We start from the raw sequence: 19,077 nt of genomic DNA, 5'->3' as shown, positions 1-19,077 counted from the left end.
AGGGAAGGAGCAAAGCCGACGGTAGAGCCGACGGTAGAGCCGACGGTAGAGCCGACTGTTAGTCGGCTGCTCTTCGCGAAACAAAAAAACACCCGACCAGCAAATCAACCCCCAAAAGCAAAAGCAGCCGACTAACAGTCGGCTCTACCGCAGGGGCAGAAGCAGCCGACCAACAGTCGCCCCCAACCCATGATGGATCCGGCGGCGCACGCGACCATCACACCACCCGCACCATCCTGCGCATCAGATGCTCCACCACGCCTTGCGGGTCCGCTGTCCGCCCCACGTGCGTGCTCGACATCTGCACCACTGAACTGCGCTTGGCAGTGAGGAAATGGAACCGCGCGCGCGCCGGCAGCTGCGCGATGGGGCCTGCGGTGGCATCCCCCCGGCAGATCGCCACGATCGCATCCAGCCAGGGCTGCAGCGCCTCCAGGTCCAGCGACGGCGCGAACGCCTGCATCCGCGCCGGGTCAATCTCAATCGCCGCCTGAAGATGCTTCGCCCCCGGGCAGGACACGATCACCCCGACGTTGATGAACTCTTCGCGTTCCACCCGCGGTACCACGCGGATGACCGCATAGTCATACGTGTGCAGCGTGGGCACGGACGGCCTCCTGTACAAAAGCGTCACGTGCCTGCAGCCGGCACTTCAGATAATCGATGTACGCCTGGCGGTAGGCCGCCGGGCTGTCGAAAGCCGGTTCGTCCACCAGCCAGCTGTCCGGCACCAGCGCGACGATGCGTTCAATCTCCGCGTCCGGCAGCCGCGCCGCCAGCTCACCATCCACCTCGGCGATGTTCGTGGCGAACGACAGCAGCACATGGTCGCGGATCAGCAGGAACGGCTTCACGCAGGCATCGCCCGCCGTGGCCCAATCGTGGTGGAAGTACATCGCTGCACCGTGGTCGATCAGGTACAGCTTGCGGTGCCACACCATCAGGTTCGGGTTGCGTGCGGTGCGGTCGACATTGCTGGTGAAGGCGTCGAACCACACGATCCGCGAGGCGAGGTCGGCATCCACCGGCATCGCCGCCACGTCGTAGTTGATCGCGCCGGGCAGGTAATCGCTGCCCAGGTTGAGGCCTTCGCTGGCGCGGATCAGGTCCTGGATTTCCGGATCGGGCTCGGTGCGCGCGAACTCGCGGTCAAGCTCGACGAACACGATTTCCGGAATCGGCAGGCCCAGCGTGCGTGCCAGCTCGCCAGCTACCAGCTCGGCGATCAGCGCCTTCGGCCCCTGGCCGGCGCCACGGAACTTGAGCACGACCATGCCGTCGTCGTCGGTCTCGACCACGGCCGGCAGGGAGCCGCCCTCGCGGAGCGGTGTGATGTAACGGAGCGCGTGGACGGTACGCAAGGGACATCCATTGACGGAGTGAGCAGCGCCATCTTACCGTGGCGCCGCCCCCTCCCGCATGCAAGGACGACACCTGATGTACACCGACGAACTGCGCATCCCTGATGGCGTCCTGAGCGATCCAGAGGCCTTCGAGATCATGCGCCTGTGGGCCGCCCACGAAGAGCTCCACGTGACCCTCAATTCCGATCTCAGTGGCGGCGCCGCCGATTTCGGCGAGTTGCTCTCGGACCTGTTCGAGCATGCCGCGCGGATGTTCGCCGAGCGCGATGGGCAATCCGTCGAGCACTGCCGCGAGGTGATGCTGCGCGACTTCATGGAGCGCATCGGCGCACCCAAGGACAGTATCGAAGGCGCAATCATCGACCGCGGCGAGCGCACGCCAGCGCATTGATCCAGGGGCCCGGCACGCGGCAGCCCGTAAGGGCGACGCCCCGTAGACCCGGGCCGTGCCCAGCCCCGCAACCCAGCCAGGAGCGCGTCATGCACAAAACCAAGGCCTGGCGCGCACCAATTCCTGCCGTCGCCACCTCCCGCATCTGGTTCAGTTCGCACAGCAACCGGAACTTCGCCATCGAGCTGCCGCCCCGGTTGCTCGGCCGAATGGCAGCGTTGGGCATTTCGCTTGTACACGACGTCTACCAGGGCGCCTGATTGACGGCAACCGAAGTGCAAGGCCGGCAATGCATCCAGTGCTTTCGGCCCATTCCGGCGCGATGACCCGGTGCTAGATTCCACGGCATGCCGGCGACATGTGCGCCGCCGGGACCCACACCTTCAAGGGGATCTGGATGCTCATCCGTCGTACCTGCCTTGCCACCGCCGTAGCCGTGGCCGCGCTCAGCCTTGCCGCACCGGCCTTCGCCGATTACGCCAAACCGCCGGAGCAGCTGCTCAAGGTGCTCAAGGCGCCGCCACCGCCGCAGCCCAACCTGGACCCGAGCGGGCAGCGGCTGCTGCTGACCACCCTGCAGACCTATCCGTCGATCGAGCGCGTTGCCCAGCCGTATCTCAAGCTGGCCGGCGTGCGGCTGGAACCGAAGAACCGCAGCCGCCACGATACCCAGGGCGGCTATGGCATTCCGGCGTGTGTCGCCGATTTCTCGCTGGTGGATGTCGGCACGGCCCGCACCACCAAGGTCGCGTTGCCGCAGGGCTGTGCCGGCGTGGCGCAGTGGTCGGCCGATGGCAGCCACTTCGCGTTCCAGAACGCAGTAGACACCTCGGTGCAGCTTTGGGTGGGTGATGCGCAGACCGGCCAGGTCAAGCAGATCCCGGGCGTCCAGCTCAATCCCATCTTCGGTTACACCGTGCAGTGGCTGGGCGGTGGCCAGCAGCTGCTGGTCAAGACCGTGCCGGCCAACCAGGGCCCGGCCCCGAGCAGCGGCAACGGCCCCGGTGGCCCCGACGTACAGGAATCGCTGGGCAGCAGTGGCGAGAGCAGCACCTACGAAGCCCGCGACACCCTGACCAGCGCGCATGACGAAGCCCTGTTCGCCTACTACGGTGCCTCGCAGCTGGCCGTGGTGGACGCCAGCGCCGGCAGCGTGCGCGCCATCGGCGCCCCGGCGCTGTACAACGAGGTCAATGCCGCCCCCGATGGCGTGCATGTGCTCACCGAAACGCTCAAGGCGCCGTTCTCGCACGCGGTGACCTACCAGCGTTTCGCCAATGACGTTGCCGTGCTTGACCTGGGCTCGGGGCGCAGCACGCCCATCGCCAGCCTGCCGCTGGCCGACCGCGTGCCGGTGCACGGCGTGCCCGAAGGCCCGCGCGATTTCGACTGGCGCTCCACGGATCCGGCCACGCTGGTCTATGCCGAAGCGCTGGACAAGGGCGATTGGAAAGTGACCGTGCCGCACCGCGACCGCGTGCTGGCGCTGAAGGCACCGTTCTCCGCCAAACCGCAGGAAATCGCGCGGACCGCGCAGCGCTTCGAAGGCATTGCCTGGAGCGCGGACCCGGCGGTGTCGTTCCTGTTCGAGAACGATGAGAACCGTCATTGGCGGCAGACCCGCATCGTCGATGTCGACCAGCCCAGGCAGGAAGGCCGCCTGCTCTGGGACCTGTCCAGCGACGAGCTCTACGCCGACCCGGGCAACCTGGTGTTCAAGCGCCTGCCCAACGGCGCGCCGGTGGTGCGCCAGGACGGCAGCTTCGTGTTCCTGCGCGGGCAGGGCAGTTCGCCGCAGGGCGACCGTCCGTTCCTGGACCGGTTGGATCTGGGCACGCTCAAGACCGAGCGCCTGTTCCGCAGTGGCGCCGACGCCTATGAGCAGGTGTTGGGGCTGACCGCCACCCCGGGCCGCTACCTGACCTGGCACCAGTCGGTGATGGACCCGCCGAATGCGTTCGTGCGCCAGCAGGGCGAACGCGCTGCCAGCGCTAAAGACGGCGAGGCGCAGTACACCTCCACCGCCACCGCGCTGACCACGCTCAGCGACCCGACCCCGGAAGTGCGCCAGATCAAAAAGCGCCTGGTCACCTACAAGCGCGCCGATGGGGTGGACCTGTCGTTCACCCTGTACACCCCGCCGGGCTACCAGGAAGGCCAGCGCGTGCCGGCCATCCTGTACGCATACCCGGCTGATTTCGCCAACGCGGCGCAGGCCGGGCAGGTCTCCGGTTCGCAGCAGACCTTCACGCGCCTGGCGCCGTACCGGCTGATGCTGCTGGCCGGCTACGCGATCATCGACAACGCCGCGTTCCCGATCGTCGGTGATCCGAAGAACGCCTACGACACCTATCTCGAGCAGCTCGAAGCCGATGCCAAGGCCGCGGTCGACAAGGCCGTGGACCTGGGCGTGGTGGACCGCAACCGGATCGGCGTCACCGGGCACAGCCATGGTGGGCTGATGACCGCCAACCTGATCGCGCACACCAACCTGTTCAAAGCCGGCGTGGCCACCAGCGGTTCGTACAACAAGACCTTCACCCCGTTCGGTTTCCAGAACGAGCGGCGTTCGGTGTGGCAGGCGCAGGACGTGTACCTGAAGGCCTCGCCGTTCTTCTATGCCGACAAGATCAAGCTGCCGCTGCTGCTGGTCCACGGCGAGGATGATGCCAACCCGGGTACCGAACCGTTCCAGTCGCGCAAGCTGTACCAGGCGATCCGCGGCAACGGCGGCATCACCCGGCTGGTGATGCTGCCCAACGAACCGCACTGGTACACGGCGCTGGAATCCAACGAGCAGCTGGTGTCGGAAATGCTCAACTGGTTCGACACCTACGTCAAAAACGCCAAGTAGCGCCACGCCCTGCGTCGCTGCGTCGATCTGGACGTGCGCTGGAGGGACGGGCACAGTGCGGGCATCGGCCAGAATACGATGCCAGGAGCTGACATGCAGGATGACCCCCGTCCGTCGCACAGGAAGGTGCGCCTGCTCCGTCGGTGGGCATCCCTTGCTGCGCTCCTGCTGCCGTTGGCAGCCGGGGCGCAGCAGGCAGCGACGGATACGCTCGCCGGCACGCACCCCCACCGCCCGCGCACCTGCCTGGTGCTCGGCGGTGGCGGCGCGCGTGGCGCAGCGCATATCGGCGTGCTCAAGGTGCTGGAGCGCGAGCGGGTTCCGGTGGACTGCATCGTCGGCACCTCGATGGGCGCGGTGGTCGGCGGGCTGTATGCCTCTGGATACTCGGCCGATGAAATCGAAACCGTGCTCGACCGCATCGACTGGGCCGACGTACTGCGCGACAAACCACCGCGCAACGAACGCAGCATGCGCCGCAAGGAAGACGACCTGCGCCTGCTCGGCGGGGTCGAAGTCGGCCTGAGCAACGGCAAGATCGCGTTCCCGCGCGGCCTGATCCAGGGCCAGAAACTGGAAATGCTGTTGCGGCGGCTGCTGCTGCCGACCTGGCAGGTGCGTGACTTCGACCAGCTGCCCATCCCGTTCCGGGCGGTGGCCACCGATATCGTCACCGGCGACAAGGTGGTGTTCGGCCAGGGCGACATGGCGCTGGCGATCCGCGCCAGCATGTCGGTCCCCGGCGTGTTCGCACCGGTGCGTTACCAGGACCACCTGCTGGTCGATGGCGGCGTGGTCGACAACCTGCCGATCGACGAAGCGCGCCGGCTCGGCGCGCAGCGCCTGATCGTGGTGCGGGTGGGCACGCCGTTGATGAGCGAAGAACGCCTGGATTCGCCGTTGGCGATCAGCCACCAGATGGCCGGCGTGCTGATGAAGCGGGTGGTCGATGCTCAGCTGGCCACGCTGGGTACGCAGGATCTGCTGATCACGCCGCCGCTGGGCGACATGGGCAGCCAGGACTTCAACCACTCGCCGGCGGCGGTAGCCGTGGGCGAGCAGGCCGCACAAGCCGAGGTGGCGGGCATCCAGCGCTATCAGGTCGATCCGGCGCAGTACGCGATCTTCCAGCAGCAGCACCGGCCGCCGGCCTATGAAACGCCGATCGTCGCGTTCATCGACGTGCTGCGCGAGGACACGCAGACCCCGCGCTTCATCGAACAGCGCCTGCAGCCGCAGCTGGGCCAGCCGCTGCAACCGGAACGGATCGAACGCCAGGTTGCACTGACCTACGGCGAAGGCCGCTACGAGCAGGTGCAATGGCGGCTGGACCAGCGCGATGACCAGTTCGGCCTGGTCATCGCCCCGCAGGACAAACGCTGGGGCCCGGATTTCCTGCATTTCGCGTTGCGCCTGTCCGATGACTTCGATGGCAGCAGCAATTACCAGCTGATCAGCGAGTTCACCCGCACCGGCCTGACCGACCAAGGCGCCGAACTGAAACTGCGCATCGGGCTGGGCGAGGTGGAAGAAGCCTTCGCCGAGTACTACCACCCGTTTGGCAGCAGCGGCCGGCACGCGCTCTCGACCTATGCACGCTACCGCGCCACCGACCTGGACCTGGCGCTGCTGCAGCGCGGTTCGCTGGCGCAGTACCGCTACAGCCAATGGCTGGGTGGCCTGCGCTGGGCCTGGTCGCCGCATCCGGACTGGGAACTGGCCAGCTTCCTCGAGCGCGGGCAGGAGCGCACCCGGCTGGATGTGGGCAATCCCAGCGAGCTGGGCAACTACCGCGCCGACATGGGCAGCATCGGCTGGCAGCTGCGCCACGATTCCATCGACAGTTCGGCCTTCCCCAGCCGCGGCCAGCGCCTGTGGTTGACCCGCCAGCATTACCTGGACGCGCTGGGCACGGATGATCCCGCCGCCGTCACTCGCCTGCAGTGGGATGGCGCCTGGGCGCGGGGAGAAAGTCGCTGGCTCGGTGGACTGCGCATTTCATCCGCCCACGGCGGCGACGACCTGCTGGCCACCTACGGTTTCCTGGGCGGGCTGGGCAACCTGTCGGGGTACCCGGAAGAGGCGATCTTCGCCCCGCAGACGGCGCTGGCGCGCATGGTGTACTACCGCCGCGTGGCCCATGCCGACTCATTGCTGACCATTCCGCTGTACGTCGGGGGCAGCCTGGAATGGGGCGGGTTCTGGCGCACGCGCGATGAAGTGAACATCGACGGCATGCAGAGTGCCGGCAGCGTGTTCGTCGGGGCCGATACGTTCCTTGGGCCGGTGTTCCTCGGCTACGGCCGCGCCCAGGGCGGGCACGATTCGTTCTATCTCACCTTCGGTTCGTTGCTGCGCACCCTCGACGGGTTCTGACGCCCCGCGACAGGGGTGCCTTTGGTCAGATTGCGGGCGGGGTTTAGATCGATACAATCGATCCAGCCACGCAGGCCGTGGCGCTACGTTGATGGCCCGTCCTTTCCGCTCTGGGAGTTCGTCGTGCACCGTTCGATGCTGGTTGCCGTTTCGCTTGTCCTGACCGCCGCGCCCTGCGCCCTGCAGGCCGCCGATCTCGCCGCCGAGGTCAATCCCTTCATCGGCACCACCAACGCGGGCAACGTGTATCCGGGTCCGTCGGTGCCGTTCGGCATGGTGGCCTTCAGCCCCGAGATGACCCCGCTGCCGGGCAAGCGCTTCGCCATTGCGGCACCCGGCGGGTACGAGTGGCGCGGCAACGGCGTGCGCGGCTTCAGCCTGACCCATGTGTCCGGTACCGGCTGCACCGGGGCCAGCGGCGACGTTCCGATCATGCCGGTCACCACCAAGGTGGAACTGTCGCCGTCGTCGGCCGAGGCCGGGCTGCGCTACGCCAGCGTGCTGGACCACAAGCGCGAGTCGGCCAGTCCCGGTGCGTACCGGCTCACGCTCGACAACGGCGTGGTGGTGGACCTGGGCGCCACTGCGCGCACGGCGGTGGGGCAGTTCCAGTTCCCGGTCGACAAGCCGGCCAATCTGCTGTTCCGCACCTCCGACAGTGAAGTGGGCAGCACCGACTCGAGCATCGTGATCGATCCGGACACGCGGACCGTGCGCGGCACGGTCACCGCCGGCAACTTCTGCGGCTACCTGGCCGAGGACCGCCGCGAAAGTTATTACACCCTGCATTTCGTGGCCGAGTTCGACCAGCCCTTCGAGGTCGGCGGCACCTGGCGCGACGAGACCGTGCAGGCCGGCGCGCGCGAAGGCGGTGGCGGCACCAGCTACGGTACCCAGGGCCACCCGCCGGTAGGCAAGGGTGCAGGCGGCTGGATCCAGTTCGATCCCAAGCGCAGCCCGAAGGTGACCGCGCGCATCGGCATTTCCTACGTGGACGAGGCCGGTGCACGCGCCAACCTGCGCCGCGAAAGCCCGGTTGGCACCACCGTGGAAGCGACCCAGGCCGCGACCCGCGCCGAGTGGAACAAGACCCTGGGCCAGGTGCGCGTGGCCGGTGGCACCCCCGACGAACGCACCGTGTTCTACACCGCGCTGTACCACACGCTGCTCGCGCCCAACCTGTTCAGTGACGGCGATGGCCGCTACCGCGGCATGGACGGCAAGGTGCATGCGCTGTCGAAAGGCCAGCGTGCGCAGTACGCCAACTATTCCGGCTGGGATGTGTACCGCTCGCAGCTGCAGCTGGTCACGCTGCTGCAGCCGCAGGTCGGCTCGGACATCGCGCAGTCGCTGCTCAACCAGGCCGACCAGAACGGCGGCGTGTGGGACCGCTGGACGCACCTGACCGGTGCCACCGGTGTGATGAACGGCGATCCGTCGCCGCCGTCGGTCGCTGCGATCCACGCGTTCGGTGGACGCAACTTCGATCTGAAACTCGCCTACGCCTCGCTCAAGCAGGCGGCCACGGTGCCGACCGAACGCGACCTCAGCCGGCGGGGCTGCCCGGTGCTGTGCGTCGGCCAGCGCCCGGGCCTGGACCAGTGGATGGCGCTGAAGTACATGCCGGTGGGCGCGCCGGGCTGGGGCACCGCGTCGGACACGCTGGAAATGGCGGCCGCTGATTTCGGCCTTGCCGAACTTGCCAACGCCGCAGGCGACAAACAGGGCGCGGCGCTGTTCCGCGAACGCTCCGGCTGGTGGCGCAACCTGTACAACCCCAAGGCGACGGCGCAGGCCGGCTACATCCAGCCGCGCAATGCCGATGGCAGCTGGCCGGTGTTCGATCCGGCCTCGGATGAGGAGTTCGTCGAAGGCAGCGGTGCGCAGTACCTGTGGATGGTGCCGTTCGATCCGGCCGGGCTGATCGCCACGCTTGGCGGCCGCGACGCGGCCATCCAGCGGCTGGATGCGTTCTTCCGCAAGGAAGATGGCGCATGGGCGGTGACCAAGTCCGGCCCGTTGCATGCCGAGCTGGACAACGAACCCTCGGTGGCGGCACCGTGGCTGTACAACTTCGTCGGCCAGCCGTGGAAAACACAGGAAACCGTGCGCCAAGCCATGCGCCAGATCTGGACCAATGCGCCCGAAGGCATGCCCGGCAACGATGACCTGGGCCAGATGTCGTCGTGGTACGTGTGGTCGGCGCTGGGCCTGTACCCGCTGTACCCGGGCCGTGCCGACCTGGTGATCGGCAGCCCGCTGTTCCGCGAAGCGGTCATCCAGCGCCCCGGCGCCACCTTGACCATCACGGCCAATGGCGCGGCGATGGACGCACCGTACGTGCAGTCGCTGCGCGTGGACGGCAAGCCCAGCGACGCCAGCTGGCTGCCGGCCAGCGTGGTGCAGAAGGGCGGCACGCTGGAGTTTGAACTGGGCAGGGCGAAGAACACGCAGTGGGGCACCGCCACGCTGCCACCGTCGTACGGGCCGAACTGACATGCAGCATCACATGGCATCCGTGATCGACCCTGACGGTCACCGGATGGGGGCCGTGGCCAACGCTATCGACGGGGCCATCCCGCGATGAACCTGACCCATCCGCTCCTGCAGCGCAGTGCCGGCATCCTGCCGTGGGTGGGGTTGGCCGCCAGTGTGGCCATGGCGTTCGTGGTGACCCTGTTCGGGGCACTGCTTCTGCCGCAGTTCGTGGAGATGTTCGGCAGCGCCGGCCAGGCACTGCCGTGGATCAGCCGCGTCTACAGCCAGGGTTATCTGCTGGCCTGGCTGGCGCCGGCGCTGGTGGGGGCGTGCTGGCACTTCGGCCCGCCCATCGCCGGCCGCATCCTGGCCGGGCTGCTGGGCCTTGGCGCAGGCCTGCTGGGCTCGGTGGGCATACTGTTTGCGATGTACCTGCCTTACTTCATGCTGGGTTCGCTGGTCTGAGTTCAACGGCGGCATCGAGACTGGGCCTGCACCAGGCGACGCAGCCGCTCCGTCACCGCGGGCGACCTGACCTGGATCAAGGCCAGCCGATCAGTGCGCCACTGGCAGCCCCAGCAGCTCGGACAGTCCCATCCAGCCGATCTCGACACCGATGCACAGGATCACGAACGCCAACAGGCGCAGCATCACCTGCATGCCCGTAGGCCCCAGCAAGGATTGCAGCCGCCCGGCGTAGCGCATGCACAGGTAGATCAGCACGCTCAACGCCAGCAGCGCGCAGCCTGCCGCGACGACATGCACCGATTCCGGCCCGTCTTTGGGCGAGGTGGTGCCTACGGCCGTCGCAACCGCGATCGCACCGGGACCCACGGTCAGCGGCAGGGTGAACGGATAGAAGGTCTGCGACTCCACCGTGGCATCCAGGTCGTGGCGCGCCTCCGCTTCGGCGGCGCCGGCCACCGAGCTGCGTTCGGCCTGCGCCGGTGCCTGCAGCAGGCGCCAGCCGGTGGCGGCAATCACCAGCCCGCCGGCCAGGCGCAACACCGGGATGGAGATGCCGAAGAAGGACAACACCCACGCCCCGACGCTGACCGACACAGCTAGCATCATCAGGCTGTTGAACGCCACCGCGCGAGCGACCCGGCCGCGCTGGGCGGGCGTGGCATCGGGCAGCAGGCCCAGCACCATCAGTGCCGCTCCCGGCGGATTGATAACCGGCAGCAGGCTGGTGAAAATCACCAGGAAAGCGTGGCTGAACTCATTCCACATGTGCGTCTGCCGTGAAGCACGGTTGCCTAGGGCCGCCAGAACCCAACCTGCAGCTCGGCCAGGGTCAGGTCGTTGTCGTGGTTGGTATCCAGTGATTGGAAGCGCATCTCCGCCACGCGGCGTACTTCCTCGTCGCTCAGCTCGCCATCGCCATTGAGATCGGCGACCCGGATGCGGTCTGCCGCCGTGAGCTGGCCATCGCGGTCCGGGCCGAGCAGTGCCTGCACTTCTTCGACCGTGACGCGGTAGTTGTGATCGGCATCGAGCGTGCGGAACAGCGCGCTGCCGTCGTACTCGTCTTCGCTGACCACGCCATCGCTGTTCTTGTCGAGCGTGGCGAAACGGGTCGCGGCGGTGTCGCCCACCGATTGGGCGTGGCCCGCGGCGGCAACGCCCAGGCAGAGCACGAGGGAACAGGCGAGACGCGTGGCGATCTGGCTCACGGGAAGCTCCGCAGCAGGGCAGGGAAGGCCTCCAGTCTCCGCCGTGCAGGCACGCGCGGCTACGGCAATCCCCGCGCCCGGCGCCAGTATTTCTACTGGCACCGGTTCGCTGGCCTCAATTGAAGCGCCAGCGGATGCCTGCATACACCCCGCGACCGTCGCCCGGTGTCGAGCGCGCCACGTCCCTGCCAGCGTCGTCATAGCCCGGCGTCACAGTAGCCGCGTAGTGGCGATCGCCCAGGTTGCGCAGTTCGGCCCAGGCCTGCCAGCGGCCGTTCGGTGCATCGAAGCCCACCCGCGTGCCGAAGATGAGGTGGCTGTCGGCGCGGAAGCTGTTGGCGTAGTCCACGAACATCGCCGAGGCGTACTCGGTGTTGACCGCGGCGTAGAACCCGGCCGGATGATCGAAGCGCAGTTCGCCCTGGTAGTAGTGGCGCGGCAGGCCCGGCAGGCGGTTGCTGCCGAAGCGGGCATCGTGGCGGTAGCGGAAGTCGCTGAAGGTATACGCCTGGCGCAGCGAGAGGCGACCGTCGGCGCCCTGCCACAGGGTGCTGTCCAGCCCGGCCTCGATGCCGCGATGCACGGTCGGGCTGGCGTTGTTCTCGGCCACGAACAGGTTCGGCACCGGAACGACTTCCACGCTCAGCAGTTCATGCAGCACGCGCGCGTAGTAGCCGGTCAGTTCCCAGCGGCCGAGTGCGCTGTCGCCGCGCGCGCCCAGTTCCAGCGTGGTGGCGGTCTGGTTGTCCAGCGCCACCGGCGCGCGTTGGCGTCCGCTGGACGCGCCGTTGCCGGGTGCGAAATACACGTTGGAGCCCCAGATCATCGACCACGGGTGCGCCGGTTCCACCGAGCGGCTCAGGTTGCCGAACCACTGCGTGGCGGGCGTCTGCTGCCAGGTGAAGCCCAGTCGCGGCGCGTAGTCCCAGTCGCTGCCCGACAGCCGTTCCGGCGTGCTCGGCCAGGTGACCTGCACGTCGTGGCGGGTGTTGATCAGCGCAAGGCCGGTCTGCAGGCGCAGTGTGTCGCTCAGCGCCAGGTCGTTGCCCACATGCAGCGTGCTGTTGGTGCCGTGGTGGGAGAAGTCGCGGGTGTGGGTGCCGGCGGGGTAGCCGTTGCTGGGGTAGCGCAGGGTTTCGCGCACGTCCGCATCCAGGTCGTGGGTGACGCGCAGGCCGAGCGTGGTCACGCTGTCGCGCCCGAACAGCAGGTGTTTCCGCCGGTAATCCAGCGTGGCGTTGAGGTTGGTGTAATCCAGCTGCTGCCGGTACAGGCTCTCGTTGAGATCCATCGGGTAGTGGTGGTAGACCAGCCCCGCCTGCAGCGAGGAATCGTCATCGATCTGCAGCGTGGTCATGTTGCCCAGCCAGGTGCTGCCCGGCTGCGGGCGCTGCGCATCGATGGCCAGGTTGGCCGGGTTGGCCGCGCGGGGATAGTTGCGGATCTGCGCGCGGGTGAGGCGCCCGGGCGTCTGGTGGTTGGTTTCGCGGTAGCGCAGGAAGAAGCGCGTTTCCAGCTGCGGAGTGATCTGCCAACCCACGTTCGCCATCGCACCCTTGCCGTCGCCGGCGGCGTGCTGCTGGTAACCGTCGTATTCGGTATCGGTGTAGGCCAGGTAGTAGTCCACGTCGCCCGCCACGCCGCCGTAGCCCACGCTGCGCTTCTGGTAGCCACGGCTGCCCGCTTCATACTGCAGTTCCACGCCGGTGGCGTCACGGCCGCTGCGGCTGACGTAGTTGATCGCACCCCCCAACGCCAGCGCGCCGGTTTCAAACCCGTTGGCCCCGCGCAGCACCTCGGCGCGGCTGAGCCACAACGGTTCCAGCAGCTCGTAGGGGGTGCCACCCGGGCCGGTGAGGGGCAGGCCATCCAGCGAGACCGAGATGCCGGAGGCATGCGCGCCGGGGCCGCGGTTGATGCCCGAGCCCCGAATGGAGACCTTGGCCCCTTCGTTGCCGGGCGACTGCGCGCTGATGCCGGGCTGGTAGGCCAGCACATCGGCGGTGCCGGCCAGGCGGCCATCGGTGCGGGCCAGGTCGATCACATTGCCGGCACCGGGCACGCGTTTGAGCGCGGCACGGGCCTGTTCGGTGGTGTCGGCGGCGGTGACGTTGACCGATTCCAGCGTTGTGGGCCTGTCGGCCGGAGCGGCGGAGGCGGTGGCAACCAGTACGGTCGAAAGGGCCAGGGTCAGCGTGGACAGGGTAGGGCGGTGCAACGACAGGAGAGGGGGCATGCGTCTGGAATCGGTACGAAATGGGCAGCGGCGGCCAGGCACGACACCTGTAAACCGTCGCGAGGTCGCGAAAGTTAACAGGTTGCGCCGCCGCCGTCACCCAACGAAGGAACGGGGGGGGGTAGGGTCGGTTCCCAAACGACTGCACGCACGGCAGGCGATCCCTTTAACGCATGGACGCCTGCAACCACGCTGCTTCGGGAGAGGCGATCCCGATCATTGCAATGCCGCCACGGGGCGCGGCGTGGCTATCGGCAGTCGATCGGGATGCGACCCTACCAAGGTGCGGAGCGTGCGGCCTGGGTGAGAAACAAGTTTCCCGGGCTCCCGGCACGGCCATGCTGACCTCAAGCCGGGCGGCATGCGTTCAAAGAATCCCAGGCAGATCCAACCCCTTCTCCTTCGCGCATTCAATCGCGATCTCATAGCCCGCATCGGCATGCCGCATCACGCCGGTGGCCGGGTCGTTCCAGAGCACGCGCGCGATGCGCTTGGCGGCCGCTTCGGTGCCGTCGCAGACGATTACCATGCCGGCGTGCTGCGAGAAGCCCATGCCCACACCGCCGCCATGGTGCAGTGACACCCAGGTCGCGCCGCTGGCGGTGTTGAGCAGGGCGTTGAGCAGCGGCCAGTCCGATACCGCGTCCGAGCCGTCGGCCATCGCTTCGGTTTCGCGGTTCGGCGAGGCCACGCTGCCGCTGTCCAGGTGGTCGCGGCCGATCACCACCGGTGCCTTCAGGTCGCCGTTGGCGACCATTTCGTTGAACGCCAGCCCGAGGCGATCACGATCCCCCAAGCCGACCCAGCAGATGCGCGCGGGCAGGCCCTGGAACTTGATCTTCTCGGCGGCCATGTCCAGCCAGCGGTGCAGGTGCGGGTTGTCCGGAATCAGTTCCTTCACCTTCGCATCCGTTTTGGCGATGTCCTCCGGGTCGCCGCTCAGTGCGGCCCAGCGGAACGGGCCGATGCCGCGGCAGAACAGCGGGCGGATGTAGGCGGGCACGAAGCCGGGGAAATCGAAGGCGTTTTCCACGCCTTCTTCCAACGCCATCTGGCGCAGGTTGTTGCCGTAATCAACGGTCGGCACGCCCAGCGCATGGAAGGCGAGCATGGCCTGGATGTGGTTGGCCATCGACGCGCGCGCGGCTTTCTCGACCACCTTCGGCGCGCTCACGCGCTGTTCGTCCCATTGCTCCACCGTCCAGTCCTGCGGCAGGTAGCCGTTGACCGGGTCATGCGCGGAGGTCTGGTCGGTCAGCAGGTCCGGTTTGACCCCGCGCACCAGCAGTTCGTCCAGCACGTCGGCGACGTTGCCGAGCAGGCCCACCGACAGCGGCTTCCTGGCCGTGCAGGATTCCTCGATCAGGCGCAGCGCTTCGTCCAGGTTGTCGGTCCAGGTATCCAGGTAGCCGGTGCGCAGGCGCATCTCGATGCTGCTCTTGCGGCACTCCACTGCCAGGCACGAGGCACCGGCCATCACCGCGGCCAGCGGCTGCGCGCCACCCATGCCGCCGAGGCCGCCGGTGAACAGCCACTTGCCGGCCAGGCTGCCGTTGTAGTGCTGGCGGCCCATTTCCACGAAGGTTTCGTAGGTGCCCTGCACGATGCCCTGCGCACCGATGTAGATCCAGCTGCCGGCGGTCATCTGGCCGTACATGGCCAGGCCCTTCTTATCCAGCTCGTTGAAGTGGTCCCAGTTGGCCCAGCGCGGCACCAGGTTCGAGTTGGCGATCAACACGCGCGGTGCATCGGCATGGGTGCGGAACACGCCCACCGGCTTGCCCGACTGCACCAGCAGGGTCTGGTCGTCTTCCAGGCGGGTGAGGGTCTCGATGATGGCGTCGTAGCTTTCCCAGTCGCGCGCGGCGCGGCCGATGCCGCCGTACACCACCAGTTCCTGCGGGCGCTCGGCCACGTCCGGGTGCAGGTTGTTCATCAGCATGCGCAGCGGCGCCTCGGTCAGCCAGCTCTTGGCGGTGAGCGTGCTGCCGGTGGGGGCGATGATGGTGCGGGTGGAATCGTGACGGCTCATGCAGCACTCCGGGAGTTCGCGAATTCAAGGCAGGCGGTAAGCACCTGCTGCAGCGTGTGGCGCAGCGGCGCAGCGTGGTCGGGGTCGATCGGGGTGGGCCAGCTGTGCACGTCCACCTGTTCGGGTTCGGGTTCGTGCATGTAGCCGCGGCAGGCCAGCTCCATCTGCAGGCTGTGCACGCCGCCGGCGATGTCGCTGTAGTGGCGGGTGATCCAGCCGCCCTTGAAGCGGCCGTTGCGCACGTGCGACAGGCCGCTGATCCGGCACAGGTTCTCCACCACGTCGCTGAGCGCGTTGTCGCAGGAGGTATCCGGCGCGCCGGAGGGACCGGCAGTGCCCAGGTTGAACTGCGGCAGGTCGCCGTCGAACAGGTGCGGGATGTGCGATCGGATCGAATGCGCGTCGTACACCACCACCGTGCCGTGGCGCTGGCGCAGGCGCGCGATCTGCGCGGCCAGCGCCGCGTGGTAGGGCGCGAAGTATGTGTCACGGCGCTGGGCGATGTCGGCGTCATCCGGCTCCCGGCCCGGGCGGTACAGCGGCTGGCTGTCGAAGGTGGTCAGCGGGCACAGCCCGGTGGTGTTCTGCCCGGGATACAGCGAGACGCCGCTGGGGTCGCGGTTGAGGTCGATCACCGAACGCGAGATCGCCGAACGCACCGTGGTGGCGCCCATGCGCTGCGCGAAGTCATACAGCTCATGCACCCACCAGTCGGCATCGCGGCGGGCCAGCCACGGCGACACGAAATCGCCGGCAAGCGCATCGGGCAGTTCGGTGCCGGTGTGCGGGAAGCTGACGATCAGCGGCGCATCGCCTTCATGCACCTGCAGCCAGTCCGGATGCGCGGTCATGCCAGCGGCTCCACCTGCGGCAGGATGTCGGCCAGCCCTTCGGCCAGCGCGCCGCTGCGCACCAGCGCGGTGGCGGCCAGCATGTCCGGGTGGAAGTAACGGTCGTCCTGCAGGGTCGGCACCTGTGCACGCAGCCGCTGTCGCACTGCTTCGAGCGCATCGCTGGAGCGCAGGCCATCGTGGAAGTCGCACCCCTGCGCGGCGGCCAGCAGTTCGATGCCTACCACGTTGGCCGCGTTCTCGGCCATCTGCAGCAGGCGGCGTGCGCCATGCGCTGCCATCGAGACGTGGTCTTCCTGGTTGGCCGAGGTGGGAATCGAATCCACGCTGGCCGGGTAGGCGCGCTGCTTGTTTTCCGAGACCAGCGCGGCGGCGGTCACCTGCGGAATCATGAAACCGGAATTCAGGCCCGGCTTCGGGGTGAGGAACGCGGGCAGGCCCGACAGCGCCGGGTCGACCAGCATCGCAGTGCGGCGTTCACTGATCGAACCGATCTCGCACACCGCCATCGCCAGCATGTCGGCGGCGAACGCCACCGGTTCGGCGTGGAAGTTGCCGCCGGACAGCGCTTCGTTGGTATCGGTGAACACCAGCGGGTTGTCGGACACGCCATTGGCCTCGATCGACAGCGTGGTGGCGGCCTGGCGCATCACATCAAACGCCGCGCCCATCACCTGCGGCTGGCAGCGAAGGCAGTACGGGTCCTGCACGCGCACGTCGTTGTCGCGATGCGATTCACGGATCGCCGAGCCCTGCATCAACCTGCGCAGTGCCGCAGCGGTGGCGATCTGGCCACGCTGGCCGCGGATCTGGTGGATACGCGGATCGAACGGGGTGTCCGAGCCCTTGGCCGCTTCCACCGACAGCGCACCGGTGACCAGCGCGGCCTGGAACACGGTGGTGATCTCGAACAGCCCGGCCAGCGCATAGGCGGTGGAGTACTGGGTGCCGTTGAGCAGGGCCAGGCCTTCCTTGGCGCCCAGTACCAGCGGCGCCAGGCCGAAGCGCGCCAACGCATCGGCGGCCGGCAGGCGCTCGCCGCCGACGAATGCCTCGCCTACGCCGATCATCACGCTGGCCAGGTGCGACAACGGCGCCAGGTCGCCCGAGGCGCCCACCGAACCCTGGCACGGAATCACCGGCACCAGGTCGTGCTGCAGGAAGGCTTCCAGCAAGGCGAGCGTTTCCGGGCGGATGCCCGAGGCGCCCTGGGCCAGGCTGGTCAGCTTCAGCGCCATCATCAGGCGCACCACCGGCGCGGGCATCGGCTCACCGACGCCGGCGGCGTGCGACAGCACGATATTGCGCTGCAGGGTTTCCAGGTCGTCGCGTTCGATGCGCACGCTGGCCAGCTTGCCGAAGCCGGTGTTGATGCCGTACACCGGCTCGCCCTTGGCCACGATGTCGGCCACGGTCTGCGCGCTGCGGCGCACCGCCTCGGCCGACGCGGGGTCCAGGCGCACGCGGGCACCGTCGAAGATCGCGCGCCAGTGCGCCAGCGTCACCGCGCCGGGCTGCAGGGTCAGGGTCGTACTCATGGAATCTCCAGGCATCTCTATGTTCAGACGGATACGCCGCGCATCACGCGCGCGTGCAGGGGGTTGAAGCCGATGCGGTAGACAAGGTCGGCAGGCGCCTCGATGTCCCACACGGCCAGGTTGCAGTCCAGCCCGACCGCCAGCCGGCCGATCCGCGCCTGCCGGCCCAGCGCACGCGCCGCTTCACGGGTGAAGCCGGCAATGCACTCGTCCACGGTCATGCGAAACAGTGTCGCGGCCATGTTCATGGCCAGCAGCGGGCTGGTCAGCGGCGAGGTGCCGGGGTTGCTGTCGGTGGCCAGTGCCAGCGGTACGCCGGCGGCGCGCAGCGCGTCGATCGGGGGCAGGGTGGTGTCGCGGGTGAAATAGAACGCGCCCGGCAGCAGCACCGCCACGGTGCCGGCGGCACGCATCGCGGCAATGCCGTCTGCATCGAGGTGTTCGATGTGGTCGGCCGACAGCGCGCCATGCCGCGCGGCCAACGCAGCGCCGTGCTGGTTGCTGAGCTGTTCGGCGTGGATCTTCACCTCCAGTCCGTGCGCCTGCGCGGCCACGAACACCTGCTCGGCCTGCGCGGTGCTGAAGGCGATGTTCTCGCAGAACACATCGACCGCTTCGGCCAGGTCCTGCGCGGCCACCGCCGGAATCATCATGTTGCACACCTCATCGATGTACTCCTGCGCCTGCCGCCCCGGCGGCACCGCGTGTGCACCGAGGAAGGTGGGCACCACCTCGACCGCGCGCTGCCGCGACAGCTCGCGGGCCACGCGCAGCTGCTTGGTTTCATCGTCAAGCGAGAGGCCGTAGCCGGATTTGATTTCCACCGTGGTGAGGCCTTCGGCCAGCATCGCGTCCAGCCGCGGCAGGCTGGCCGCCAGCAGCTCCGCTTCGCTGGCGGCACGGGTGGCGCGTACGGTAGAGACGATGCCGCCGCCGGCGCGGGCGATGTCGGCATAACTCACCCCCTGCAGGCGCTGTTCGAATTCATTGGCGCGGTTGCCGGCGTACACCAGGTGGGTGTGGCAGTCGACCAGCCCCGGACTGATCCAGCGTCCGCCGCAGTCCACGCGGCGGTTCGGCTGCAGGTGCGCTTCGGACCCGGCCGGGCCGACGTGCACGATGCGGCCGTCGTGGGCGGCGATCACCCCGTCGCGGATCACGCCCAGGCCAGGGCCGTCGACGGTGATCAGGTGGGCGTTGGTCCAGAGAGTGTCACAGTGCATGGCAGCAACCACGGCGGCTTATATGTCTATACAATATAGGCGCCACTTCCGGGATGTC

The 19,077-nt window shown here is 68.0% G+C and carries 15 protein-coding genes; 6 read left to right on the top strand and 9 right to left on the bottom strand.

What is annotated here, in order from left to right:
• Positions 1-217: 217 nt before the first annotated feature.
• Positions 218-607, bottom strand: a complete 390-nt coding sequence (locus V9K91_RS10120; protein ID WP_336443182.1) for a DUF3037 domain-containing protein — start codon at positions 605-607, stop codon at positions 218-220.
• Complete coding sequence (locus V9K91_RS10115; RefSeq protein WP_336443181.1) at positions 585-1,361, bottom strand: HipA family kinase; 777 nt, start codon at positions 1,359-1,361, stop codon at positions 585-587. Before V9K91_RS10115 ends, V9K91_RS10120 begins: the two co-directional genes overlap by 23 nt.
• A 76-nt stretch (positions 1,362-1,437) precedes the next feature.
• Here V9K91_RS10115 and V9K91_RS10110 point away from each other — a divergent pair, with 76 nt between their 5' ends.
• The 6 genes from V9K91_RS10110 to V9K91_RS10085 all read left to right on the top strand — a co-directional run bounded on the left by V9K91_RS10110 (position 1,438) and on the right by V9K91_RS10085 (position 9,928).
• A complete protein-coding gene (locus V9K91_RS10110) occupies positions 1,438-1,755 on the top strand; it encodes a DUF5076 domain-containing protein (RefSeq protein ID WP_083214175.1) in 318 nt (105 codons plus the stop codon).
• Positions 1,756-1,844: 89 nt separating this feature from the next.
• Positions 1,845-2,015 carry a hypothetical protein gene (locus V9K91_RS10105; RefSeq protein ID WP_157771747.1) on the top strand — a complete coding sequence of 57 codons (171 nt, stop codon included), beginning with the start codon at positions 1,845-1,847 and terminating at the stop codon, positions 2,013-2,015.
• Between the two features lie 137 nt (positions 2,016-2,152).
• Positions 2,153-4,609, top strand: a complete 2,457-nt coding sequence (locus V9K91_RS10100) for a prolyl oligopeptidase family serine peptidase (protein ID WP_336443180.1) — start codon at positions 2,153-2,155, stop codon at positions 4,607-4,609.
• 93 nt (positions 4,610-4,702) lie between these two features.
• Positions 4,703-6,985 carry a patatin-like phospholipase family protein gene (locus V9K91_RS10095; RefSeq protein ID WP_336443179.1) on the top strand — a complete coding sequence of 761 codons (2,283 nt, stop codon included), beginning with the start codon at positions 4,703-4,705 and terminating at the stop codon, positions 6,983-6,985.
• Positions 6,986-7,108: 123 nt separating this feature from the next.
• Positions 7,109-9,481, top strand: a complete 2,373-nt coding sequence (locus tag V9K91_RS10090; protein WP_336443178.1) for a GH92 family glycosyl hydrolase — start codon at positions 7,109-7,111, stop codon at positions 9,479-9,481.
• 87 nt (positions 9,482-9,568) lie between these two features.
• Positions 9,569-9,928 (top strand): hypothetical protein, encoded by a 360-nt coding sequence (locus tag V9K91_RS10085; protein WP_306988236.1) that lies wholly within the window; start codon positions 9,569-9,571, stop codon positions 9,926-9,928.
• A 90-nt stretch (positions 9,929-10,018) separates the two neighbouring features.
• On the opposite strand, the gene V9K91_RS10080 is transcribed toward V9K91_RS10085, so the two are convergent.
• The 7 genes from V9K91_RS10080 to hutI all read right to left on the bottom strand — a co-directional run bounded on the left by V9K91_RS10080 (position 10,019) and on the right by hutI (position 19,019).
• Complete coding sequence (locus V9K91_RS10080; protein WP_306988237.1) at positions 10,019-10,696, bottom strand: MarC family protein; 678 nt, start codon at positions 10,694-10,696, stop codon at positions 10,019-10,021.
• Between the two features lie 26 nt (positions 10,697-10,722).
• Positions 10,723-11,139, bottom strand: coding sequence for a hypothetical protein (locus V9K91_RS10075; RefSeq protein ID WP_320457215.1), 417 nt, complete (start codon positions 11,137-11,139; stop codon positions 10,723-10,725).
• Positions 11,140-11,254: 115 nt separating this feature from the next.
• A complete protein-coding gene (locus tag V9K91_RS10070; protein ID WP_336443177.1) occupies positions 11,255-13,375 on the bottom strand; it encodes a TonB-dependent receptor in 2,121 nt (706 codons plus the stop codon).
• 367 nt (positions 13,376-13,742) lie between these two features.
• Positions 13,743-15,407: a urocanate hydratase gene (hutU, locus tag V9K91_RS10065; protein WP_336443176.1), complete on the bottom strand. Its 1,665-nt coding sequence runs from the start codon at positions 15,405-15,407 to the stop codon at positions 13,743-13,745.
• On the bottom strand, positions 15,404-16,258 hold the full coding sequence (hutG, locus tag V9K91_RS10060) for an N-formylglutamate deformylase (protein ID WP_336443175.1): 855 nt from the start codon (positions 16,256-16,258) through the stop codon (positions 15,404-15,406). Before hutG ends, hutU begins: the two co-directional genes overlap by 4 nt.
• Entirely contained in the window at positions 16,255-17,796 is a 1,542-nt protein-coding gene (gene hutH, locus V9K91_RS10055; RefSeq protein WP_095362716.1) for a histidine ammonia-lyase, read from the bottom strand. The genes hutG and hutH overlap by 4 nt, the downstream gene beginning before the upstream one ends.
• A 23-nt stretch (positions 17,797-17,819) precedes the next feature.
• The gene (gene hutI / locus V9K91_RS10050) at positions 17,820-19,019 is read right to left on the bottom strand and encodes an imidazolonepropionase (RefSeq protein ID WP_095362715.1); all 1,200 of its coding nucleotides are present in this window, start codon (positions 19,017-19,019) and stop codon (positions 17,820-17,822) included.
• Positions 19,020-19,077 lie beyond the last annotated feature (58 nt).

The organism is Stenotrophomonas sp. CCNWLW57 (genome assembly GCF_037203925.1).
GTDB lineage: Bacteria > Pseudomonadota > Gammaproteobacteria > Xanthomonadales > Xanthomonadaceae > Stenotrophomonas > Stenotrophomonas rhizophila_A.
The sequence above is the reverse complement of the archived record's forward strand: the minus strand, read 5'-3'. Positions and strand labels throughout refer to the sequence as shown.